Origin of the sequence: Paucilactobacillus nenjiangensis, from assembly GCF_008632615.1 — a bacterium.
In the GTDB taxonomy this organism is placed as follows: domain Bacteria; phylum Bacillota; class Bacilli; order Lactobacillales; family Lactobacillaceae; genus Paucilactobacillus; species Paucilactobacillus nenjiangensis.
The window spans coordinates 929,993-953,856 of the sequence record NZ_CP043939.1 but is presented as its reverse complement, the minus strand read 5'-3'; the positions used below and the strand labels follow the sequence as shown (position 1 = coordinate 953,856).

The 23,864-nt window shown below is 38.5% G+C and carries 22 protein-coding genes, 2 tRNA genes and 3 pseudogenes; 5 read left to right on the top strand and 22 right to left on the bottom strand.

Annotated elements, in window-relative coordinates; all coding sequences use genetic code 11:
- Positions 1-6 precede the first annotated feature (6 nt).
- Complete coding sequence (locus F0161_RS04850) at positions 7-828, top strand: LysR family transcriptional regulator (RefSeq protein ID WP_150203885.1); 822 nt, start codon at positions 7-9, stop codon at positions 826-828.
- A gap of 92 nt (positions 829-920) precedes the next feature.
- Here the strand turns inward: F0161_RS04850 and F0161_RS04845 are convergent, their stop codons facing one another.
- The 11 genes and pseudogenes from F0161_RS04845 to F0161_RS04795 form a co-directional block, all read right to left on the bottom strand.
- Complete coding sequence (locus F0161_RS04845; RefSeq protein WP_150203884.1) at positions 921-4,088, bottom strand: AAA family ATPase; 3,168 nt, start codon at positions 4,086-4,088, stop codon at positions 921-923.
- Position 4,089: 1 nt separating this feature from the next.
- Positions 4,090-5,253, bottom strand: a complete 1,164-nt coding sequence (locus tag F0161_RS04840) for an exonuclease SbcCD subunit D (protein ID WP_150203883.1) — start codon at positions 5,251-5,253, stop codon at positions 4,090-4,092.
- A 191-nt stretch (positions 5,254-5,444) separates the two neighbouring features.
- The gene (locus F0161_RS11840) at positions 5,445-5,600 is read right to left on the bottom strand and encodes an LPXTG cell wall anchor domain-containing protein (protein ID WP_150204641.1); all 156 of its coding nucleotides are present in this window, start codon (positions 5,598-5,600) and stop codon (positions 5,445-5,447) included.
- A 21-nt stretch (positions 5,601-5,621) separates the two neighbouring features.
- Positions 5,622-8,852 carry a DUF4442 domain-containing protein gene (locus tag F0161_RS04830; protein WP_150203882.1) on the bottom strand — a complete coding sequence of 1,077 codons (3,231 nt, stop codon included), beginning with the start codon at positions 8,850-8,852 and terminating at the stop codon, positions 5,622-5,624.
- Between the two features lie 66 nt (positions 8,853-8,918).
- The gene (locus tag F0161_RS04825; protein WP_150203881.1) at positions 8,919-10,127 is read right to left on the bottom strand and encodes a hypothetical protein; all 1,209 of its coding nucleotides are present in this window, start codon (positions 10,125-10,127) and stop codon (positions 8,919-8,921) included.
- A complete protein-coding gene (locus tag F0161_RS04820) occupies positions 10,039-11,196 on the bottom strand; it encodes a hypothetical protein (RefSeq protein WP_150203880.1) in 1,158 nt (385 codons plus the stop codon). Before F0161_RS04820 ends, F0161_RS04825 begins: the two co-directional genes overlap by 89 nt.
- A gap of 15 nt (positions 11,197-11,211) precedes the next feature.
- A complete protein-coding gene (locus F0161_RS11835; RefSeq protein WP_150204640.1) occupies positions 11,212-11,286 on the bottom strand; it encodes a KxYKxGKxW signal peptide domain-containing protein in 75 nt (24 codons plus the stop codon).
- Between the two features lie 189 nt (positions 11,287-11,475).
- A pseudogene (locus F0161_RS11415) lies at positions 11,476-11,802 on the bottom strand (glycosyltransferase); the annotation flags it as partial.
- Positions 11,803-11,923: 121 nt separating this feature from the next.
- Positions 11,924-11,994 (bottom strand) — tRNA-Gly (locus F0161_RS04805).
- A 69-nt stretch (positions 11,995-12,063) separates the two neighbouring features.
- Complete coding sequence (locus F0161_RS04800) at positions 12,064-12,294, bottom strand: DUF2187 domain-containing protein (protein ID WP_225420306.1); 231 nt, start codon at positions 12,292-12,294, stop codon at positions 12,064-12,066.
- 64 nt (positions 12,295-12,358) lie between these two features.
- Positions 12,359-13,717: an MATE family efflux transporter gene (locus F0161_RS04795; RefSeq protein ID WP_150203878.1), complete on the bottom strand. Its 1,359-nt coding sequence runs from the start codon at positions 13,715-13,717 to the stop codon at positions 12,359-12,361.
- Positions 13,718-13,889: 172 nt separating this feature from the next.
- Here F0161_RS04795 and F0161_RS11830 point away from each other — a divergent pair, with 172 nt between their 5' ends.
- Positions 13,890-14,225, top strand: coding sequence for a DUF1516 family protein (locus F0161_RS11830; protein WP_137602139.1), 336 nt, complete (start codon positions 13,890-13,892; stop codon positions 14,223-14,225).
- Between the two features lie 60 nt (positions 14,226-14,285).
- Here F0161_RS11830 and folP read toward each other — a convergent pair whose 3' ends face one another.
- From folP to F0161_RS04750, 8 genes and pseudogenes are all read right to left on the bottom strand, one after another.
- Positions 14,286-15,407, bottom strand: a complete 1,122-nt coding sequence (folP, locus tag F0161_RS04785; RefSeq protein WP_150203877.1) for a dihydropteroate synthase — start codon at positions 15,405-15,407, stop codon at positions 14,286-14,288.
- Positions 15,404-16,000, bottom strand: coding sequence for a non-canonical purine NTP pyrophosphatase (locus tag F0161_RS04780; protein WP_225420344.1), 597 nt, complete (start codon positions 15,998-16,000; stop codon positions 15,404-15,406). The genes folP and F0161_RS04780 overlap by 4 nt, the downstream gene beginning before the upstream one ends.
- 2 nt (positions 16,001-16,002) lie before the next feature.
- Positions 16,003-17,274, bottom strand: a complete 1,272-nt coding sequence (locus tag F0161_RS04775; RefSeq protein ID WP_225423220.1) for a bifunctional folylpolyglutamate synthase/dihydrofolate synthase — start codon at positions 17,272-17,274, stop codon at positions 16,003-16,005.
- A 1-nt stretch (position 17,275) separates the two neighbouring features.
- Positions 17,276-17,839, bottom strand: coding sequence for a GTP cyclohydrolase I FolE (folE, locus tag F0161_RS04770; protein WP_150203876.1), 564 nt, complete (start codon positions 17,837-17,839; stop codon positions 17,276-17,278).
- A complete protein-coding gene (gene folK, locus F0161_RS04765; protein ID WP_150203875.1) occupies positions 17,840-18,328 on the bottom strand; it encodes a 2-amino-4-hydroxy-6-hydroxymethyldihydropteridine diphosphokinase in 489 nt (162 codons plus the stop codon).
- A complete protein-coding gene (folB, locus tag F0161_RS04760; RefSeq protein WP_150204638.1) occupies positions 18,321-18,689 on the bottom strand; it encodes a dihydroneopterin aldolase in 369 nt (122 codons plus the stop codon). The genes folK and folB overlap by 8 nt, the downstream gene beginning before the upstream one ends.
- A gap of 328 nt (positions 18,690-19,017) precedes the next feature.
- Positions 19,018-19,581, bottom strand: a pseudogene (locus F0161_RS11570) (DNA/RNA non-specific endonuclease); the annotation flags it as partial.
- A 211-nt stretch (positions 19,582-19,792) separates the two neighbouring features.
- Positions 19,793-19,876, bottom strand: a tRNA-Leu gene (locus F0161_RS04750).
- 176 nt (positions 19,877-20,052) lie between these two features.
- Between F0161_RS04750 and F0161_RS11410 the strand changes: the two genes are divergently transcribed.
- Positions 20,053-20,196 carry a hypothetical protein gene (locus F0161_RS11410; protein WP_170175981.1) on the top strand — a complete coding sequence of 48 codons (144 nt, stop codon included), beginning with the start codon at positions 20,053-20,055 and terminating at the stop codon, positions 20,194-20,196.
- Positions 20,197-20,240: 44 nt separating this feature from the next.
- On the opposite strand, the gene F0161_RS04745 is transcribed toward F0161_RS11410, so the two are convergent.
- On the bottom strand, positions 20,241-20,519 hold the full coding sequence (locus tag F0161_RS04745; RefSeq protein WP_150203873.1) for a heavy metal-binding domain-containing protein: 279 nt from the start codon (positions 20,517-20,519) through the stop codon (positions 20,241-20,243).
- 276 nt (positions 20,520-20,795) lie between these two features.
- Between F0161_RS04745 and F0161_RS11825 the strand changes: the two genes are divergently transcribed.
- Together F0161_RS11825 and F0161_RS04735 are read left to right on the top strand one after the other, a co-directional pair.
- Positions 20,796-21,011 (top strand): helix-turn-helix domain-containing protein, encoded by a 216-nt coding sequence (locus F0161_RS11825; protein ID WP_032760944.1) that lies wholly within the window; start codon positions 20,796-20,798, stop codon positions 21,009-21,011.
- A 5-nt stretch (positions 21,012-21,016) separates the two neighbouring features.
- A complete protein-coding gene (locus F0161_RS04735; protein ID WP_318635339.1) occupies positions 21,017-21,907 on the top strand; it encodes an IS3 family transposase in 891 nt (296 codons plus the stop codon).
- A 125-nt stretch (positions 21,908-22,032) separates the two neighbouring features.
- Here F0161_RS04735 and F0161_RS04730 read toward each other — a convergent pair.
- Both F0161_RS04730 and F0161_RS04725 read right to left on the bottom strand, forming a co-directional pair.
- Positions 22,033-22,590 (bottom strand): annotated as a pseudogene (locus F0161_RS04730) (IS256 family transposase); the annotation flags it as partial.
- A gap of 147 nt (positions 22,591-22,737) precedes the next feature.
- Entirely contained in the window at positions 22,738-23,853 is a 1,116-nt protein-coding gene (locus tag F0161_RS04725) for an NAD(P)-dependent alcohol dehydrogenase (protein ID WP_137602822.1), read from the bottom strand.
- Positions 23,854-23,864: the final 11 nt, after the last annotated feature.

The window sequence follows — 23,864 nt, the reverse complement described above, 5'->3', positions numbered from 1 at the left end:
AAGATAATGAATAAATTAATTGAAACATTTCGAATCGTATATGAAACCCGTAATTTTTCCAAAGCAGCAGAATTACTTTTTATTTCTCAGCCAACCGTCTCGGCCCAAATTAAACAACTCGAACACGATTTAAAAACAGACTTATTTATCCGTCAAGGTCGCAAGGAAATTATCGCCACCCCACCAGCAGATATTTTATACGAAAAATCGATTGACCTTTTAGACGAGTGGAAACATTTATACCAAGAAATTCAAGATGCCGAACACAACTTAGTAACGATTAAAATCGGCGCATCTCATACTTTTGCACTGTACATTTTGCCAGACTTAATTGTGGCCTTGAATCAACAGTTTCCACAATTAAATTTCAGCGTTCAAATGTTAAATTCACTTGAGGTGATTAATGCATTAGAGCAGCATACGATTGATTTGGGGATAATTGAAAAGCCATTATCCGCAAAAAACGTCGAACGCTATCCATTGTTAAACGATCAACTAGTTCTGGCTGGTAATCCAACTGCTGGTCCATGGCTTGTGCGGGAGAGTACTTCAGGTGTGTACTATTATATGAATCGCTATTTAGAAGAGAATAATATACATGAACCGATGATGGGAATTCAAAATAATGCCATCATTGCCAAGTTAATCAATTCTGGTTTTGGTTGCTCCATATTATCTAAACGTGCGGTTATCGACGTGCCTTATCAAGACTTAGGATCAGATTATTTACGGAAATTCTATGTCATTGAGCGGGCTCACAATGTTTATCTTGAAATTGAAAAGTGCCGTAAATTCATTCAGCAATGGACGGAAGTATATTCAAAATAACAAAGTCTGCGAAATAAGGTGGTGGCAATTAAGAATAGCCTAATTAGACCTCAGGTACCTTTTTTTAAGGTACTATTTTTGACTAATTAGTATTATAATTCCTGATATTTTACCACGCTTCGGCCATCTCCTTGCTTGTTGATTAAGATTTGCTGCGACATTTCACGTTTCATTGACTCAACATGAGAAATTACTCCGACTAAACGTCCAGTTGATTCCAATGAGCTCAATGCTTCCATGGCTTGACTTAAGGTTTGCGAATCTAACGTACCGAACCCTTCATCGATAAACAGTGCTTCGATACTAACACCACCTGCATGTTGCTGAACTATTTCTGCTAATGACAGCGCAATCGACAAGGCCGCGATAAATGATTCGCCGCCTGACAACGTATTTGAAGAACGGTAAGTATTAGTTTCGCCATCGAAGACATCAATATTCAAGCCATTTCGATTAGAACGACCTGAGGACTCATCACTTAATCTAAATTGATAACGTCCTGCTGATAATTGGCCAATATAATTTTCATTGGCAAACTGTAAGACTTCATTTAAAAAGTTGCGAAGAACAAATCGCTCCAGCCCCAGCTTAACGTTATTACTTCCAGAAACTGCATTTTGAAGATCATTAATAGCTTGACTGTCTGCTTGGGCAAGCTGAATTTTTTCGTTCAAATCACTCGCTCTTTTTTCTGACTTAACTAACGTTTCCAATTTAACCTTAATCGTCGTTAATTGTGCATTTTTTTGATCATAAACTTCATCTTGTTTCTTAGCCTCATCAATAACTACAGTTAGCTTGGGGCGCGTTTGCTCTTGCAATTGATCTTGCAAATTTAATAATCGTTTCTTGTTTTCTGCTAATTGCGTCTCGTATTCAGTGATTGTCGAAATCACTTTCGTCAACGTTCCTTCTGCTACAGATGCTAGTTCAACTTTTAATTCTTCAAAGGTATCCAATTCACCATCTTTGAGGATTTTGACTAGTTGTTGATTGCTTGTGTGACGCTGCTGTTCATACTCTTTTTCACGTTTTGTCAACGTTGTTTGATTTGTATCCCATTTTGCTGTATTAACTTCAAAATTTGCTTCATCTGTTTTGAACTTTTCAGTTTGCTGATTAAACTGAGTAATGAACCGATTTGCCTCTTCTAATTCTTGGTTTAATGAGTCGGTGCTGTCTAACTTAGGATACTGCTGATTAATCTTATCAACGGATTCCTGATTTGATGCAACTGCACTAACTTGTACCGCAATATTTGTTTTTAATCCTGCAATTTGCTTAGTTATTTGTTCGATTTGTCCTTTGACTTTTTCTATTTCTGAATTTAAATCATTTCGTTTTTGAGTATTTGAATCAATCAGCTTAGCTTGATTGTCAAATGCTTCAACAATATTTTTTTCTTCATATTCGTCCGCTAACTGAGTGGCATATGTATCTTCCCAAATATTTTTAAATTGGGCATATGCAACTTGCAATTGTTGGTTAATTGCAGTGATTGCTTTTTTTAACTCGTCATTATCTTTGTGAGTTTGACTTAATTGGCTGCCAATCACCACCAGTTTTTGCTTATCATCGGCTTGAACTTTTTCTAAATCATCAACCTCATCCATTTGCTTGCGAATGTCAGCTTGATCAACGTGTTCATGTTGGCTTTGACTTCCTTCATAAGGAACGCCACAAACCACACATGGTTCGCCTTCAATTAATTCAGATTTTAAAAGATCAATCATCAGCTCCTGTCGTCTAGTTTTACCAGTTTCAAATGCAGCAAAACTAGCTTGATACTTCTCATCTGCCAACTTTTGATTAGTCATCTGTTGCTCTAAATGATCTTCCATTTTAGCTTGTTTCTGACGTGTTTCATCTAATTGATTCGCAATTAACTGGACTGAACTAAATTGACTTTTAATCTCACTAAGCTGTAACTGGGCTGTATCAGTTTGTGTAATTTCAGCTAATTGAGCTTGTAATTCAACTTGACTTAATTGCTGTTGGTCCAAGTTTTTAACTTGATTTTTTAAATTTTCCTCCAATTGCGCTTGTAATTCTACAGCGTTCTTTTTATTTTGCACATATTCTGTCAGCTGTTTAGCAGCTGGTAGTAGGTTTATTTCAATTAACTTTCCTCTGGTAGTATATTGATCAAACTCTGGTTTTGAATGTTCCATCGTTTCTTTTTGTTTGGCCAATTTTTGTTTCGTCGAAGTTAGCTGTTTTTGTTGATCAATTTGAGTGGCTTTTAAATCTTTGATTTCATCGCTAACTTTGTCTAATCGAATCACTTCATCTACTGACTTATTTTGCTTATCAAGCCATTCAAGTCGTAATTTTTGCTGTCTCAATTTTTTTATTTCAGGCGTTTTCTGCTCTAGGATATCTGCTTGTTCTTTCGCTTGGTCTTGTTGCTTAAACAAGCCGTCAACTTTCTCCGCTTGACTACGTTTTTCATTAGCTTCTTTTCGATTCTTATCAGCCGCTTTCAATTGAAGAGTGGCTTCTTTAGCCACCTTTTGGTCCTCACTAACTTGGCCTGTCAGCAACTCGAATTTATCAGTAACCGCGGAATCTTCTTGGTATTCAGTTTCTCCCCAATCCACTCCTTTAAATATTGAATTCAATTCAAGTAAATCTTGATCAATTGCATTGCCCTGAGACTTTTGTCTTAATGACAGTTGAGTGGTGAATTCTTGATAGATTTCCGTTCCAAATAAAGTCCTTAGAATGCCCTCTTTGTCATCACTGCCAGAAGCAAGGAATTTACGAAATTGATTTTGTGGCAAAATAATAATTTGTCTAAATTGGATAGCATTCAAATGTAATAGTTCGCCAACTGCCTCATTGACTTCATGTTGCTTAGTTCCTAATGATGTCAGTTCTTGTTTCAAATCATCACTAACTTCTGCGAACTGGGCCGTAGCAATTTTTTTAGTTGTATCTTGATCATTTTTTGGATTCTTTTTTAAGATTTCTTGTTCGGGTGTTCTAGTAACTTTGTAATATTTACCATTGTGCTCAAACCAAAATGAAACAGAGGTGATCGCATCACCGTCAGCAAATTCACTCCGCATTTCTTTTGCACTACGGTCAATGTCCTTGTCACCAAACAACGAATAAGTCATGGCGTCAAAAATGGTTGTTTTCCCGGCTCCAGTATCACCTGAAATAAGGAATAAGTTGGCATCACTAAAATGATTAAAATCGATTTCAGCTTGCTCAAAAGGACCAAAGTTTGATAGTTCAATTTGTAATGGTCTCATTTTAGTCCTCCTCCGATTGCTTAATTTCTGTCAATGTTTGTTCAACGATAGCTGCTTGCTGTTTTGACAATTGATTATCAGTGACTTTTTCATAAAATTCAGCAATGACATCTTCTTCGGCCTGATCTTTAGTATCAATGGCTAAATCAATCTCGTTATTAATCAATTTTGGTAAATTATAGTTTAGTTCAACGACTTCTCCATAGATACCACTCAGAGTGGCCCGTGAATCACGAGCACCTATTCCATTAATCGTAATGCTGAACCAATTTTTACCATCTCTATCGTACTGTTCATAAAAACTAGGTGTAATTAACTCTTCATAGGTCCCCTTCAAAACAATTAAATCCTTACCCGTGGTGATTCTCTTCCATTCAGTCGAGACTTCTTCTTCACTGATATCCACAATATAAACACCCTTTTCAGATTGTGCCTCTTTTGTATTAAATTTAACTGGCGAGCCGGAATACTGCATCTTTTCATTTGGACTGGCTTGCTTTAGATGAATATGACCCAGCGCAACGTAATCAAAATCGTTAAATAAGGCCGCAGGAACACCTTTTAAACCTCCAACCCTAGAATTTGTTTCAGATGTAAATTTATAATCCTCGTTGCCAGAACCAGTAACATTAAAATGCGTCACTAAAATATGTTTTTTTGCATTATCAAAATTATTCACTAAATCTGGAATAATTTTAGCCATTACTTGTTCGATTGTTGAATAATTTACTGCTTCATCTTCAGAAATTTGGTAATAAGTTCTGGCTTCCAAGGGATCTAAAAATGGCAATAGAAAAATTTGAGCTTCATTAGTTTCAATAGGTTCAAAGGCTCCTGCTAGTGTGGTATTTAAGTATAGTTTGGTTTGCTCTCTCCATTCATGCCCTGCGCCTAAACGTGTAGCGCCATCATGATTTCCTGATACCGCATAAATTGGATATTGTTTTTCCAAATTTAATTCACGTAACATTGACTCTAGTGCATTAACTGCGGAAGTTGGAGCAATAGCTCTATCGTATAAATCACCGGCAATAATAATTCCATCGACGTGCTCAGTTTCAGCAATGTTAACAATTTGATGAAAAGCATTCCACTGTTCTTCTAGTAAAGAATATTCTCCAAGTTCTTTACCAATATGCCAATCTGCAGTATGTAATAATTTCATTTAAGTTGTGCCTCCAAAAATTCAATCTCATTATTTATATACGTTCTAGTTTAATTAGATACGTTAATTTTACCAATTATCTTCTTAATAAAATACATACACGCAAAAAAACTGCCAATTCTTTATCGAATTGGCAGAAAATTTAGTCACCGTTAATTGACAGATATTTATTTTTAATTCTTATTACTTAATTACTTTTCTTCCTTACGTCTAAAGACAAATAGTCCAGTTAATGTTAGCAATCCGAGTCCTAACAGCCCAAATTGTCCCATTTCTTGATTATCTTTTTCTCCAGTTTGTGGAAGTGTTCCTTTTGATTCATTTGCTTTAGAATTTTTCGTCGAAATAGCTGAAACATTCTTACCTAATCATTCAGCATTAATGGCACTTGTTGAACCATTATTTTTTCCTTTACCATTACCAGATGTTGTAGTTGAATCAGCATTAGAAGATGTTGTTGATCCACCATCTGACTTATGACTTCCATCAATAGCAATTGAATCAGCTGTTGACTTAGCATCTGAAGTTGCTGAACTAGCAGTTGATGCGGCACTTGAAGCAACACTGGCAGCGGAACTGGCAACTGAAGCAGCGCTTGATGCGGCACTTGAATCACCTGTTGATGCAGCACTCGAAGCTTCGCTTGCTGCTGAACTTGCTACTGAATCGGCTGATTTAGCAACAGAAGCAGCACTTGAAGCATCGCTGGCAGCAGAGCTGGCTGTTGAGGCTGCAGGGCTAGCCGTTGAGGCAGCACTAGATGCAGTTGAAGCAGCTGAACTAATAGCTGAATTATCAGGGTTAGCTGAAGCTGCTGAGCTGGCTGTTGAGGCACTGCTTGAAGCTTCACTTGCTGCATAACTTGCATTTGATTCATGACTTGAAGCTTCGCTGGCTGATGAACTTGCAGCAGAAGCGTATGAGCTGGCACCACTAGCTGATGATCCAGCTTGGCTAGCTGAACTTGAAGCAGATGAACTAGCGATTGAATCAGCTGGTGACTTAGCATCTGAGGTTGCTGAACTAGCGGTTGATGCGGCACTTGAGGCCACACTAGCGGCTGAACTGGCAACTGAAGCAGCTGACTTAGCTGTTGATGCAGCACTTGATGCTACGCTGGCAGCTGAACTGGCAACTGAAGCAGCGCTTGATGCAGCACTTGAATCACCTGTTGATGCAGCACTCGAAGCTACGCTTGCGGCTGAACTAGCAACTGAATCAGCAGAACTTGCTACAGATGCAGCACTTGATGCATCGCTGGCAGCTGAGCTAGCTGTTGAAGCTGCAGAGCTAGCCGTTGAGGCAGCACTAGATGCAGTTGAGGCAGCTGAACTAATAGCTGAATTATCAGGGTTAGCTGAAGCAGCTGAGCTGGCAGTTGAGGCATTGCTTGAAGCATCGCTTGTAGATGAGCCAGCGTTTGATGCATGGCTTGAAGCTTCGCCGGCTGATGAACTTGCAGCTGAAGCTGAAGAACTTGCACCACTAGCTGATGATCCAGCTTGGCTAGCAGAACTTGAAGCAGATGAACTGCCGGCACTTGAGGCTGCTGAGCTAGCAATTGAATCAGCTGTTGACTTAGCATCTGAAGTTGCTGAACTAGCAGTTGATGCGGCACTTGAAGCAACACTAGAGGCTGAACTAGCAACTGAAGCATCTGACTTAGCTGTTGATGCAGCACTTGATGCGACGCTGGCTGCACTGCTAATAGTAGAATTTTCAGGATATTTGGTTGCTACAGATGTCGACGCTTGTGCGGCAGATAATGCAACACTTGCGGCAGACTGGGCTGTACTATTCGCGTTACTTGCACCTTCTAACAGCGAATTCCCAATTGCATATGAATTGTAGAATGCTGCTGTACTTGCAGAACGTTCGGATTGTGATTGTGCTGTTGATGCATCATTTGCAGCACTTTGTGCAATTGCTGCATAAGACGATGCAACAGCATTTGAGCCTGTTGCTTCTGCACTTGAAGCTGCACTATATGCACTTTTAGCAACAGATGCAGCTGAACTAGCAGTAACTGCGTAACTATTTGCATCATTTGCAGCGCTCGAAGCTAACGTTGCATATGATGACTGAAGCGGCGTCGATCCCACATATTCACTCGCAGCGTTAGCATATGACGATGCAACTTTACTAAATTCATTAGCTTCACTAGCATCAGTATTAGCTACCGACGCTGCTAAAGATGATATTTCTGTATAAATTGTGTTAACAATTAATTGTGCTGGACCTGCGATAACATCTTGTGTTTTACCTTTGTAAGTGACAGTTACTTTTAAATAGTAATAACCAGCTTGTGATACTTTAACTCCTGCTAGTGACAATGCAGCCGAAGTGGCACCTGACACTGCAGTTCCAGTTGTAGTATCCGAAGGAGAAGTTCCTTTATACCACTGATACTTAATAGCGGCTCCATCATTAGCCAATGAAGTTAAATTAATGCCTTCCGGTGACCATGTAAGATTATCACCAACATTGACTTTTTGGTCGACTAGTCCATTACCTACAGTAATAATTTTCGATGAAGAGACAATTGACCCATCTGCATTAGTAATTGTTACTGTGATAGTAGCTACACCGGAAACAACTCCAGTAATAGGATCAACTGTAGCTACAGCAGTATTATCACTTGTCCACGTGATATCACCGGTCGCATTAACTGGATTAGTTGTCGAAACGTATTGTGTGGTTGAACCTTTAGTAAGGTAATCATCCCCTGTGATAGCAATAGCCGAGGTTGCAATATCGTTATTATAAACATCAACTTCAGCAATATCACTAAATTGATGATCAACACCTAAATATGCCATATCAGCTTGGAAACGAAGTGTTCCTGCGTAAGATGAAGTTGTAAAGGTTAATTTTGATTGTGTACCGGTTGAAAAGTTTATATTCTTATCACTTTTTGCTTGAGTTGCTATATATCCTTTCGAAACTGCATCAGCGACACTCAGCCATGTATCACCATTAACCTGAACATACCAATTGACGACTGGAGGAATTAGGTTTGCAACGAATGATTGTTGATAAGTTGCCTGTAAAGTAATTGATTTTCCACCAACCACGGTGCTAGTTAACTCTGCCGGTTGAACAGAATAGCCTTTCCACCATGTAATTCCAATCCATACTGTCGAATCTCCAACCGGTTGGCCTTTTTGACCATCAGTATTTAAAGCATAGCTCTTAGCTAATTCAGCATAACTAGCAGCAACAACTGCTGCACTTGAAGCGTTATCCGCAAATGAACTGACTTGAGTGGCAGCTAATCCACCTAACGTGGCATATGAACTAGCTGAAATTAAATCACCTGTTTTGAGTGCGCTATTAGCTAAACTCATATAATTAGATTCATTGGCTGCTGCTGAACTAGCAAAATTAGCGTTTTGAGTCGCATACGTTGCATCGGAGTCAGCCAAGTTTGTGTAACTGTCACCAATTGAAGCATTGCCTCCGAAAGCTGCTACGCTCTGAACAATCACTGCGACTGAGCTTGCTGTTGATGCGGCAACTGCGGCAGATGATGCGGCAATCGCAGAATTAGATGCATTTGCCAAATACGTCGCAGCTGAAGAAGTATACGCACTACTCAAAAGTGTAAATGCATTACTAATATTTTGATATTGAATATTTGCATTACTTGCAGCTAAACTAGCTTCCTAAGCTTGAGACTGAGCTGCATTCGCATAACTGGATGCCAGATATGTTGAAGTAGCACTATTAGGTGCTGTAGATGCAGCCGTCAACATTGCGATTGCAGCATACGATACAGCTAACGATGAAGCACTTTGTGCAGCTAATGCAGCGGCACTTGCTGCGCTTAATGTTCCTGCTGCGACTGCTGCAAATGATGCGGCTGATGAATAGGCTCCTTGAGATTCTGCAGTCGCTGCCGCACTATTATTCGTGGTAGCAACTGCAGCAAGGCTTGCAACTGTTACTGCGTTGGAATTAGCAGTGTCTTTATTCGCATTAGCTAAACTGCCATTATATGATGCAGTTGGATCGGTCAATGTTGCATAGCTGCTCATAGCTGCTACAGCAATTTGTGCAGCTGATGATGCCAAGCTGGCTTGTTCAGCATATGAATTGGCAGTCTTTGTTGCTGTATTAGCTTGAGTCGTGTAGTTGCCAGCTGGATTTGTTACCACGATGGTAATAATATTAGAAGAAGCTGTAAAACTTTTATCCCTGGATAAAAAAGCACCCTTCTTACCAGTCATAACTGTCTGTAAATAATAAGTACCTGAATACTCAGGTGTAAACACATAGTTAATAGATTCCTTGCTAGTATTAACAGTATTGACTGTTATCCAATCTTTTGCATTCGTAGATTGAGAAATTACATAAGCTGCACTACTGATATTGTATGAATCACCTGCAAATGACCCTAAACCAGTTACTTGCTGAACTAACGTTGTGCTAGATCCTAAAGTAATAATATCAGTCAATCCGTTTGCAAGTTTCAATGAAGCAGCTGCACCTGTGTTAGTTGTTGAATGACTCGTTGCATTGATTGCAAATTGTGCTGCAACGCTGGCATATGAGACTGTTGTTTTAGCATTGGAAATGGTAACAGCAGCTGTTGAGTTGGCAGCAACTGCCAAAGAGTAAGTAGTTGGCACGTCACTTGTCGCGGTGGTAGCATAACTTGTCGTAGTTGATGCGGCTTTTGAAGTACTTAAATTAGCCGAACTGGCAAGTGTTGCATAAGATGATCCTTGAACATTAGAAATTGATGCTACTTTGTTAAATGCGGTTGCTGCTGATGTTGATGCACTAGATGCTGCTGTTGCAGCAGATTTCGATGAAACGACAGGCGTCAGACACTGCCAGGCTAATCGCCGTCGAAGCCGCAACTGTTGCATCAGTAGCTGCAACACTTGTTGCGGTATTGTTTACGGCAGCCGTACTATTCATGATTTGTGCCTTAACATAAGCACTGTTAACCATATCAAAATTTTGTTCTGCAGCAGCTGACAAAGCTACAGCGTATTGAGTAGCAGCGTTGGTAGCATTTGAATTAGCTAAAGCTGAATTCGATGATGCTTTAACGACTGCATTTGATGCAGCAGTATAAGCAGCAAACACATCACTGTTGGTAGCATCATATTGGTAGGCTGTATAAGCACTAGCCAGACTGATGTTGGCAGCATTATATAACGCTGCTGCACTTGATGAGACAGCAGCAGCTGAGTTAGTAGTCTCTTTCACAGCATTAACATATCCTACAACTGCTTCTGACGCGACTTGTTTACCAGTCGAACCCGCGTTTGACGCAGCTACTGATGCAGCAGCTGCCGCAGAGCTTGCACTAGTGAGTGCTGCAGTCAATGAAGTTGCATTGCTTTGATCATCAAACACAACTGCTAATGAAGAATAATATTCAACTAGCTGCTGTTGAGCAGAGGCTTTATCATACTCAGTATTTACTTTGGCTGCTAAACTTTGAACATTTGAATCACCTGTAACAACTGCGGCAAAACTATTTGCTTGAGCAGTAGCTTCAGATGCCACAGAGACCGCCGTAACAGCATCCCCAGTATATTTACTTGTTAAATCAGTGGTTTGAACCGAAGCAGCCCTTGTTTGTTTTGCTGAAACTGAACTTACACTGGTTGAAGCAGGTACCGCAGAATTGATAACTGTTTGATCAGCAACTGAAGTTTGAGCTGTTGGTGCCACGACCGTCGCATCTGGTTCGCTTGAAGTAGCCACGCTTGTATCAGCAACTTCACCTGTTGATGTCGCTACACTGTTAGCCTGTTGTGTACTATCACTAGTAGTTAAATTGTCTGAAACAGCTTCTGCACCTGTCTCGGAACTGGACGGACTAGAATTAGGATTGGTGACTGAAGTAGCCACAGATGCATCGGCTAGCACATGCTGATCTTCGCCAGCTAATGCAGAACCACCCAATAATCCAGCAACGACCATGGACGCAAAAATCCATCACTTGCCTGACTTGTGCATCCGATAATGGGTGTTCTTGGCATCCTTCCTCCGCTTGATATTAATAAACTGCATATATATCTTCCTCCTTGTAATGAAAACCGTGTGTTACTCCACGATAGATTGAAATACTCAACGTCTTCGACACAACCGATTACTGATTGAATCAAATCCCTACTTTTCCAAATGAAATGCAGAAAATGATAATTGACAGTTATCATTTTCTGCCATTGATTTACATCAACGGACTATGAATTTGTGTCATTAATTAGCAACAGTTTGCAACTCAGTAATAATGTCTTCCCATTGAGTTGCAACATTCAACCTGGTATATTCTTTTGCTGTATTTAACGCACCTTCACGTAATTTTGCTTGCAAGTCTGAATCAGTTAACACAGCATTCAATTTTTCAGCGAAATCATGAATATTATTATTATCGATTAAATATCCGTTAATTCCATTTTCAATCAAATCGCGAGGGCCATAATTGATGTCATAACTAACGACTGGAACGCCGTAACCGAAAGCTTCTACCGTAGATAATCCAAATCCTTCATGTTGCGAGGTTTGAATTACTACTGCCGCACTTTGATACGCTTTTGATAACTCATTTCCTTGCTTGAAGCCACTGAAAGTTACGTAATCCGTTAAATATAGTGCAACAAAAAAGGACTAGAATTTTAAAAATTCTAGTCCTTTTTATACATATTCAAGCGAATGACGGGAATCGGACCCGCGACACAAGCTTGGGAAGCTTGGATTTTACCACTAAACTACATTCGCAAAGGTACGGCTATTGCTAGCACGAAACAAATAATAGTATAGCATAATCCAACCGTTTATTGAACGAAATTATTCAATAATTTCAATTTCACTCTTACGAACGATTGCACGTTGATTTAACTCACTAATTGCCATATCGTCGGCCGCATCATGTTCTTTGATTGCTACTAAAACAGAATTCTCATAAACCTTTTCGATTTCTCCCGTGAAATCATGTTCAATCGAACCAAACTTAGTACATTTAACAATCATACCTATCTTGAATTTTTCTTCTACTTCTGTATTTTCTGGTTCAGCCATTACTCTTACCCCCATGAATTTAATCAAGTAATAGTAACAAATATATGCAGCTTAATCAACCGTTTTACTCACTTTGCTGCTGATTTTTCATATTTTGTAAGTTATGCAAATGTTTTATTGCGCGTAGATATGAGCTTGTGAGGACCGCCATAGAGCCAAACCACGCCAACGGATTAGCAAAACATGCACCCGCATATCCCATTGCTCCAGTTAACACTAACCCAGCAAATGCACGCATCACTAGCTCTGCAATCCCAGCTAATGTCGGAACTACACTTTTGCCTAAACCTTGTAATGTGTATCTGATGATAAATAAAATGGCCAATAACCAATAAGAAACGCCAACAATATTAAAATAAACTTGACTGAGTTTTAATACGGCAGTTTCCCCACTCCCGACAAATAGCATGACCACATACTTGCCACCTAAAATAATCAAGAATCCAACGACAATACTAAATGAAATAGATGCAATCAGCGATTGCTTGACGCCTTTAATAATTCGATCATATTCTCCAGCACCAAAATTTTGTGCAGCAAAGGTGGCCATCGTGATTCCAAATGACATCATTGGTAAAGTTGCTAACTGATCAACTTTTGATGCTGACGTAGTAGCTGCCACTGAGGTCGTCCCTAAGCTATTTAAAGCTGCCGCCATAATCATTGACCCAACAGAAATAATTGACGATTGAAAGGCCATTGGTAGTCCAAATTTGAGCTGTGTACGTAATTCTTTGGTGCAATCTACAAAATCTACCCGGTGCAACTGCAACATTGGGAAACTTCGATAAATATAAATGACACACAAGACACCGGAAATGATTTGTGAAATAACAGTTGCCCAAGCGGCTCCTTTGACACCCCAGTGAAAAACAATAATAAATAATAATTCCAAAATGACATTAATCACGGTCCCAATCATCAGAAACCACAGCGGTGTTTTGGAATCACCAAGTGCTCGAATTTCATTACTTAAAAAGTTAAAGGCCATCGTGGAGAAAATACCGATGAAAATGACCATAATAAACTGTTTAGCTTGGGCATAAATTTCAGTTGGAGTTTCCATTACGTGTAAGATTGGATCAATAAACGTCAATGTGATCACTGTCAAAATTAATGTAAAAATTAAACTAACAATCAATCCAGCAGCAAAACTGCGCCGAACGCCACGATAATCTCGCGCTCCAAATCGCGTGGCCGTTACAATTGATAACCCGGTGGTTAATCCTGTCGATAATCCAATAATTAAATAATTTAAACTACCAGTGGCCCCAACTGCCGCTAATGATTTCACTCCAAGAGTTTGTCCAACAATCAGAATGTCTGAAAAGTTATATAGTTGTTGGAAGAGGTTCCCAATAAAAAGTGGAAAGGTAAAAAACAATATCAACTTTAATGGGCTACCTTTGGTTAAATCTTTCATATTTCTCCTTCATTGACTTAAGAAAACAACTTCACACATTTTACTCGTGTGATTTGGTATCTTCAAGAAGGTTTTGTATTCTTTTTTTACTGATTTTCTTAAATTATCGCTTAGATTTTCTTTCTATCCCCCACTCGTGATAGACTAAGGTTAATCAAACGGGGTGTTATTTATGATATTAGTAATTTTAAATTGTCTGCTATTAACACTATTGTTCCTTGCCGCAATTATTGGTTTAAGGGCTAAGACATTAAAAAAAACAAAGAACTGGCTGGTAATTAGTCGCGTGCTCTACCTGACGCTATTAGTTGGGCGTGTCCTAATTAGCTACCATTTCACACCGTTAGCTCCACTAGCAGTTTCAATTAAACTTTTATTAGTGATTTTGTTAATTGTGTTAATCGAGCTATTCTTCGCTAGAAAACAATCTCAAACTATTAATTGGAAAGCCTTTACAATGTTAAGTTGCACTTTTGTTACTAGTTTACTGATTAATATTTGCGTATAAAAATAAGGACTTTAAAATGAAATTTCATTTTAAAGTCCCTTTTATTTCGATTATTAATACCTATCGTTGCCAAAATGCTGTATTAATAGTATCTAACATTTTGACCAACTGGACTGTTTCTTTCACGTCATGTACTCTTAAAATTCGACCACCGTGTAAATACATATAACTTTCAGCAATCAACGTCACGGATAAACGATCTTCTTTAGCCAAATCAAATAATTTGGCACCAAAGCCTTTACGTGAAATAGCAACCATAATTGGCCGTTCCAAATAATTTAGTTGATCAATGTTTCGCATCATTGCATAGTCCTGATACCCGTCAGCCACTTTGGCATATCCGATTCCCTGATCCAGAGCAATTCGTTCCACATCAATTCCCGCCTCAGTGAGGTCAGTCAAATTTTGTTCAAAGAATTTGGTCATTTCTTCAGTTAAATCTTGATACTCAACATCCCGACTACTATGCATCGTTAACAATCCGACATTACTATTTTTCATCAACTTAACTTTGCGGACGTCATCAGTGAACGCATTGACGTCATTAATAATGTCGACGCCCAAATCAACTACTGCTTTCATCACATCAAACTTGTAAGTATCGACTGCAATCACGATTTGTGGAAATTTTTCTTGAATCATTTTAATTGAGGGAGCAATCCGGCTAATTTCTTCTTTAGGATCAACTTCAACAAAGCCACCCGGACGAGTGGTTTGACCACCAACCTCAATCACGTTAGCACCATCTGCAACCATTTTTTCAACTTGTTTAAAGGCAGATGCTTCGTCAAAATACGCCCCTCCATCATAAAATGAATCTGGCGTAACATTTAAAATACCGTAAATTAATGGCGTTTGAGAAACATTCAATTTAAATCGACCTGCCTGCCAAATTACAGCATGTTGATTGATAATTACATCGATTTGGTCCTGAACTTCCACATTATCTATTCGCCCTTTAAATACTTTGATAGCACTCATTTGTATTATACAAGTCAAAATATTATTACTTACTTCGTATGTTGCATCAAACTGTTTTACAAGTTTAATCAATTGTTCTAGTTGCGTAATTGATAAGTCTGAAAATTCTAAAATTATTTGTTGTTGACGAATTGTCAAATCGTGAAATACTGCATTCACAAATTCATTTTCAGTGGTGATTTGTTTTTCTATAACTTTCATCTATTTTCCCCTATCTTCATCATCACGTCCTTGATTGCTTTTGTTCGGTGTAGTAATGGAATTTTTTGGGTATTTGGTAATTGTGCCAAGGTTTTACCACTTACTGGGTCCGTTAAAATTAAATCAAAGCTTCCGCCATTGTGACCAAGAGGTTTCTGAGCAATCGTACCAATAAATTTTCCCACACCATAATAAGTTTCATCCAACCCAACTACTGCTAAATGGCTAACCATGGTAACGCCCCGAGAATGACCTTCAACCAATTCGATAATATGCTGATTTAATTTTGTTAAATCTCGATATTCCCTCAAATCTCTGGCTGTAGTCACTCCAAAAGCGTCCGGATAAGCCTCCAATATCATCCCTGAATCATCGGCAACAATAATCTGATTAGGCAATTTTTCATGAATAAACTCAGCTTTAGCTAAAGCATTAGCCTGGTAGTCATTCGTTCCTTCACTTGGAAATTCCACTTTATCAATCAGCTCAAAATAAGAAATCGCCTGTAATCCGCAAAACTGGAAACATTCGACTAACTCGGCAGTTTTGAACTGATTATTAGATGCAACGACAATTGGTTGTTTAAGATTCACAATCAGGCCTCAATTTCTTTAATAGTGTAAAACGATCCAGTCACAACAATAACATCATTAGGTCCACTCTGCTTTATTAACATTTCAAGTCCAATTTGAGCATTCACAGCAATTTGGCTCCCTGGAATTTCCTTTTGTAACCGGCTTGCTGATAATGCTCGTTTTGAATTATTTGGCGTAACGACCACAATTTCTTTTGAAATTGTATGATACAACTTGGCCATTTCTAGGTAATTTTTATCTTGTAAAAAGCCTAGAATAAATTTCAAGTTTTCAGTTGGGTACAGATGTTTCAAACTACTGATTAATCGCTTGGTACTATCAGGATTATGGGCGGCATCTAAAATTACGGTTGGCTGATGATGAATCACTTGCATGCGCCCTTCAATTTTAGTTGTGGTCAACGTTTCTTTTAAGCTTTGTAATCCAACACCAAAATTATTTTGTACCAACCAATCATAAACGGCAATAACAGTCTGCAAGTTGTCGATTTGAAACTCACCCAACATATCAAAATGGAACTCCACATTATCCAAATAGTGACTACTAATCTGTAGATCAAAACCCGTTAAATTTTCTCGTTGAATTTTGACTGAGACGTAACTACTATCAATTAGCTCTTTTGCATTTCGCTCAATTACTCGATTCACCATTACCTGTTTTGTATCATCGGTCTGGTTTGGTGCCATAAATACAGTTGTATTCTGTTTAATTACATCTGATTTGTTATATGCAATCATTTTGATTGTATTACCCAAGATGGCAGTATGATCAAGATCAACATGAGTTATGATTGTTAGTAGTGGTGCATTGATGGCATTGGTCGCATCTAGCTTTCCACCTAACCCGGCTTCAATTATTGCCCATGTAACTTCTTGATCTGCAAAATATTGAAGCATAATTATGACAAACCATTCAAAAATTGACAGCGAACTCATGTCGAATTCAACCGTCAATTTAGCCATTATTTTTTCATACGTTGTTACAAAGTTTGTTTCTGAAATCATTTGGTTTTGGAGCAAAATTTGTTCACGATCATCGTGAATCGCTGGACTCGCAAAATGACCAACTTTTTCTCCGCTGTTCATTAATAAATTTCCAACCAAAGTTCCAGTTGAACCTTTACCGTTGGTTCCCACGATATGAACAATGTGATATTTGCTTTCAGGATGTCCTAACTGGTCTAGAATGTGTCGCAATAACGCGACTCGATCCGACTCAGCGGCCAACATTGATTGATTCATTTGATGAATTAATTCCTGATAACTCAACATTTTAACGCCCCGTTTGTCGCAAAAATTCCGTCTTCAAGTCTCGGTCTGTAGCAAATTCACCAGAAAACTTAGATGTGTAAGTAGATAAATCTGATTTATTAATCCCACGCATTTCCATACACATATGCCGTGCCGAAAGTGAGACTGCGACGCCCTTCGGATGAAGAATGCGTTCCATTTCAGAAACAATATCATTCGTTATTCGTTCTTGCATGCCAGGTTTTTTAGCCACATAATCTACCAATCGTGGAATTTTACTAATTCCAATCACTTCACCATTATTGGGTATATAAGCAACATTAGCAACCCCAAAAAATGGTAAAAAGTGATGTTCACACATTGAATAAAATGGAATTTGTTGAACTAAAACCATTTCAGGATTGTCATCTTCATGGAAAACTTTAAAATTGTCAAAATCACTAGGTTCATCGGATAATGACGAAAAAATTTCAGTATACATTTTGGCTACTCGTTCAGGTGTTTCAACTAATCCTTCGCGTGTAGGATCTTCACCAATGGCGCTAATTATTTCACTTACTGCGTTTGCTATTCTCTTCTCATCCATTTATTCAATACCACCATACTTATTTGTTTTTACGATCAAATTATGATCACTAGTTACTTCTAACATTTGCTGGACTTGATTTTTCAAATCTTGATTGGCTACTTCCAATAACGGTACTAATACGAATTGACGATTTTTAATTTCTGGATGCGGCACCGTTAAAGTTTCATCGTTTATTATTTCATTTGCATAATACAAGATATCTAAATCAATGGTTCTTGGTCCCCAATGAATCAATCTTTTTCGATGCAAATTTTGCTCAATAATGTGGAGTTGATCTAATAATTCATGAGCCGTTAATTGAGTTGCAATTCTAACCGCCAGATTTAAAAAATCATCCTGCACTACTCCACCAACTGGCTCAGTCTCATAAACATGTGAAATTTGTTCTACTGAAATACCAGCTTTACGTAAACCGTCAATTGCGGCTTGTAAGTTTTCAATACGATTGCCGATATTTGAACCAATACTTAGATATGCCTTAGCCATGTTGTTGACTTCCTGACACTTCGATTTCAATATTATCGAAGATTCCAGCGATTGGCACACTATATTTTCTAACCTTTAGTGTAATATCAGAAATACTAAGATAATTGGCCAATAAAGTGGTTAACAAATTGTTAGCTAAACTTTCAATCAAGTTATAATTGTGATTGAGCACGAATGATTCAATTGTTTCATAAATGTCAGCATAACTGACTGTTTCGTTCAAATTATCCGTTTTAACTTGTTGTTCGATTGGGTAAGTTAACTCCACATCAATTTCTAGCCGTTGTCCCAACCTTTTTTCCTCTGGAAAGACTCCATTGTATGTATGAAAACTCATATTATTTATTCTTATCTTGCCGATTTCAATCACGTCCTAATAGTTATTGAATACATGAGAATATCATATCACGTTTACCGGCTTCGCAACATAATTTGAACCAAAAGACTGAGGTTAATTAGCACTAATCTTCAAAGCCACAAAGTGTTAATCCTCGTGCTTGCGCATCCGAAACCGTCGTTGACTCCACATCACTAGAACGCCGCAATGCACGACAATTCCGATTGAAATGATATTTTGTCCCATTTGGCGTGTAATAAACAACTTGCTGGTTATCATTATTACTTTGGGTGACTGGTAATGTGGTCGCTGGTGCAGTGACCGTTGATGAAGATTCAGCTTCTGATGAACTAACCGTACTCGTACCGTCAGAATAATTAATATTAACACCATCTTCAATATTAAAGATAAACACATTAAAATGAATTATGTTGCTGCCAATTGATTGAGCTTGCATGTGCACTCCGCGTGCCACCAACTCATTCTCTTTAAAAATCGGAGTAACTTGGTAACGAACATAATCATTTGGATTATTTTTTATGTAATCAGCAATGTCATCTTCATAATGAAGCATTTCGGGATTGTTTAACTGCCTAGTCCCAGTGATCAAATTTTTAGGATTATTATTTTGGCCAGTTAACTGAAATCCAATTAAATGTGACCGGTTATATAGATATCCCGACTTTAATTTTTTGTTATGCCAGCCCGTTGGGGTAAAAGTTAATGGTTCCCGTTTTTCCGTTGGCATCGAGCTCTGATTGATTAGCGCATTAGCTGCAGTTGGTCGATTCATTGTGTCTAAATCTCCATAAGAATCCCAACGACCATTTGACGTTGAAAGATCATCATCAGAAAAAGTTGGATTGCCGTGATTAACATCAACTGTTTGTTGACCAGAATAATGCAGTTTTAATAGGCTTTTTTTAGTTGTTGCTTTGGCATAAACTGGGTTCGAAATTTGAATACTAGTTTCCATGGCCGTGGTAAATCCAAACCCAAGTAATGCTAATGCAGTAAATAAATGCCAAAATTTTTTATTCATAGTTTGCCTCCAACAATACCGATGAATCTTGATACAGAAAAAGACCCAAAACGTTAGTCACTTAACATCTTGAATCTTTTGCTAGTGCCGCAGACAGGAATCGAACCTGCACATGGATAACCATACATCGACCTGAACGATGCGCGTCTGCCAGTTCCGCCACTGCGGCAACACATTAATAATAGTTTACACCTGAAATATAATTTTTAAAAGCAAAATTTCGTGTTTTTTACGTACCCATTTAGATCATAAATTTCACAAGGGTTATTAGTTGAGATTATTGGTTTCAGTCTATATAATAAAATTATGGTAATGATAACTGAATTATGTTTAAGGAGGCTCATCATGGATAAAAAAGTAGAAAGCAAAGGCAAAGACACTCGAGGCAAAGAAACACCAGAGCAAACAAAACGTCGTGCACATAATCAAGCTCCTGCACATCGAGCTTCAACGCATTTGGTTCATACAGATGCTAAAAGAAAAGCATAATGCAACGTCCCTAACTTCTAATTGGAGTTAGGGACGTTTTCTTATTATTGGACTAATTTAACCATGGTTCCATATCCTGTAACCACTAAAAATTTAGGCGCAACTTGTACACGGACCGACTGCGTATTAAATCGAATATCGATAATACCGTCGGCCCCCTTTGCGGTAGCTCTTTCCGCTAACTTTTCTTGTACTTCAACAAATAATTGATCCATCGATTCAAAAGCATCGATAGTTTCTGAAGAAAGCATCAAATGTGCTGTCGCATTTACAATTCCAAGTACTTGATGAGGTTGGCCAATACCACCTGTTGATTGAAACATCTGTAAATCCTCCAATGTTTTATTTAGTTAATACTTTAACACAAAATTATTTAGATTAATCAAAAAGTCCCATAATCTGATGGGAGTGTCAAGAAGTTTGTGTAAAAAGTGATTGCTCTTTCTCCATAAAATTAAATCTTTTCAGTCGAAAAGTGATTCTGGATGTAAGCTGATTCCTGAGACAACTTTTAAGAGAGGGTATAATGAATAAATCGTCTCTCAAAAGGAAGGAATTTTTACATGCCAACTCGTTACGACAAATAATTCAAACAAAACATTATCAACCTATATAAGCAAGGCGAATCAGCTGCTCAACTGGCCAGAGAATATGGCATTGGCTATTCAACAGTTCATAAGTGGATCCAGGGCCAGGCCAAAACTCAATCCGGTAAATCGCCAGACGAAATCAAAGCGATGGAAAAGCGACTGGCTTCGCTGTCTGAGGAGAACGAAATCCTAAAAAAAGCCCTGGGCTTCCTTGCGCAGAAGTAACCAATATCTTTGATTACATTCACCAAGAAAGCCATCACCACCAGGTAACCAAGATGTGCCGAATCCTCGGTGTTTCCAGAGCTCAGTATTATCGTTATCGATCCCCCAAACCCTCAAAACGCCGGGCCGAAGATGCGGACTTGAAACAACGGATTCTGCGGATCTTTGCGGAATTTAAGCAGCGATACGGTGTTATGAAGATCCACCATGAATTGAATCTGGAACTTCAACCACTGCAGCTTCGGTGCAGTCCACGACGGATTTCCCGGCTCATGAAGGAACTGGATATCCACTCCGTTACCGTCAATAAGTGGAAAGCGGCTTCGGCTTCCAAAACCAAGGTTGAACAGCGTCCCAACTTGCTTAAGCAGGATTTCTCGACCACTGGTTTAAATCAAAAATGGACCGCTGATATGACCTATATTCAAACGAAGCGTAATGGCTGGTGTTACTTATCAACCATCATGGACCTGCACTCACGACGGATTATCGGTTATTCGTTCTCAAAAAAGATGGATACTGATTTAGTCTTAAAGACCCTTGAAAGCGCGGTTAAAAATCGAACCATTACTGGGGACCTGATTATCCATACGGATTTAGGATCACAGTATACCAGCGATGATTACAATCAACGTTTAACTGAGCTACATATCCGCCACTCATACAGCCGTAAGGGTTGTCCGTATGATAATGCGCCAATGGAATCCTTTCACGCTTCCCTCAAAAAGGAATGTGTTTATCCAGTGCCGGTCTTTGAAGATTATGAAACTGCCGCTGTCGTCCTTTTTGAATATGTGCATGCTTTCTACAATAGGAAGAGAATTCATAGTTCACTGGGCTACCAGACCCCCTTACAAGTTGAAATTGCAACACTTACGAGCCAAATGGCCGCCTGATTTAATGCTTTCCAGGGTTCAAATAAGTTATTAATCGCAATTAATGATTTATTTGAGCTGTGGAAGGTAAACGCGGTTCTGAATGTCTCTTAAAATCTGTCTCAAATATTGACTTCAATCCAGGGTGTAATTCCTAAGGCAATATAAACTGCCTCTCTTTGAACTGTGTCACGACGCAAAGGTAAATAAGTTGCATCTAAGAATAAGCAAACATAGTTTGCTTTAATGGTTTGCTGATGAAAAGCTTCAATCTGCTTAGTTACTTGGGCAGTAATGTTAGAAACAGTTGTAGCCGAATAATAAGAACCGTACATTTTTTCAATCAAATCAGCGATTTCACGAGTGGTAACACCTTTAGAGTAAAGTTGAATAATTGTAGTTTCTAAAGCATCTTGACGACGAGAATAAGCTGGAAGTAAATGATTATGAAATTTGCCTTGTCGGTCACGCGGCACAGCAATTTTCAACTTACCATATTCGGAATCAATTAACCGAAAGTATTGACCATTCCGATAATTGTTAGTCTTAAAGCTATTACGTTCATAAGGATCATAACCAAGTAACGAAGTTAACTCAGCTTGTAGGATTTGATTAATAGCTGTTTCAAGTTGTTGGCGAAAAAGTTCTTTAACATCGCCATTTGATAATAGAGTTTTGGTTAAATCTTTGGTAAACTGTTCCATGGGGAATCCCTCCGTTTTGGTTTGGTTTGACGATTTAATCATAAGGGGAAGGGGTTCCCTTTTCAATAGGATTTTAATTCATTTACACAAACTATTTTATACTCTCAATCTGATTATTCAAATTATGGGAATTGCAACTATTATTTATTAAAATTTGTAATCTTCATCAATTACTAGAATTGGCTTGATTGTTTTGCCACTAATTGAATCGGCATTGGCTTCATTAATTTCAGAGAACTTATATAACTTCTCAGTCTTATCAAATGGGAACATTCCTGCACGATAGAATTTGATTAACCGCGGAATATCAATTTGTGGAATCGAATCACCCATGTTAACACCAATAACTGATCGATCATCAACACATAGATTATTCCAAGTATCTAAATCGATATGATTTGGGGTAACAGCGATACAAGCACTAACGCCACCTTGTGCTAAGGCTAAAATAGAATTTTCCATTACTGAAGTTACACCAGTAGTGTCAACTGCGTAATTAACACCACGACCATCAGTCAATGCTTTAACAGCCTCTACAACATCTTCATTTTTACTATTGATTGTGTCTGTAGCCCCTAATTCTTTAGCTAATTTAAGACGTTCATCAACGACATCAATTGCAATCACGGTTGTACACCCAGAGATTTTACCTGCCATCATTGCAGCTAAACCAACGGCACCCGTCCCAAAGACAGCAATTGTTTCACCTGGACGTGGTTTCAAGGTATTTAACACCGTCCCACTACCAGTCACATAACCACAGCCCAATGGAGCTAATTTGCGTAAGTCGAGGTCTTTATCAACTTTCACAGCATTCCGTTCACGCACTACTGTTGTGGTTGTAAATGATGATTGATCAAACATGTCTAACACTTTTTCACCATTTTCAGTAAAGTGTGCACTTTGATCTGGACGCACACCTGAAAGGTTATTTTCACCATAGTGCAAACACTGTGTTGGAATTCCTTTCAAGCAATTGTCACAGTTCCCACAGGCATAAAATGACATCACCACATGGTCTCCTGGTACAAAGTTTTGAACATGAGAGCCAACTTTTTCAACAATTCCGGCTCCTTCATGTCCTAGCACGATTGGGTAACCAATCACTGCATCACCCTTACGAAGTGCCTCATCGGAATGACAAATACCACTTGATACCATTTTCACTTGAATATCATCTGGTTGCATGTCAGCTAATTCAATATCATCTCTGATTTCAAATTTGCCACCCTTTTCATCAACAACTGCTGCTGTAATTTTCATAAAAAACACTC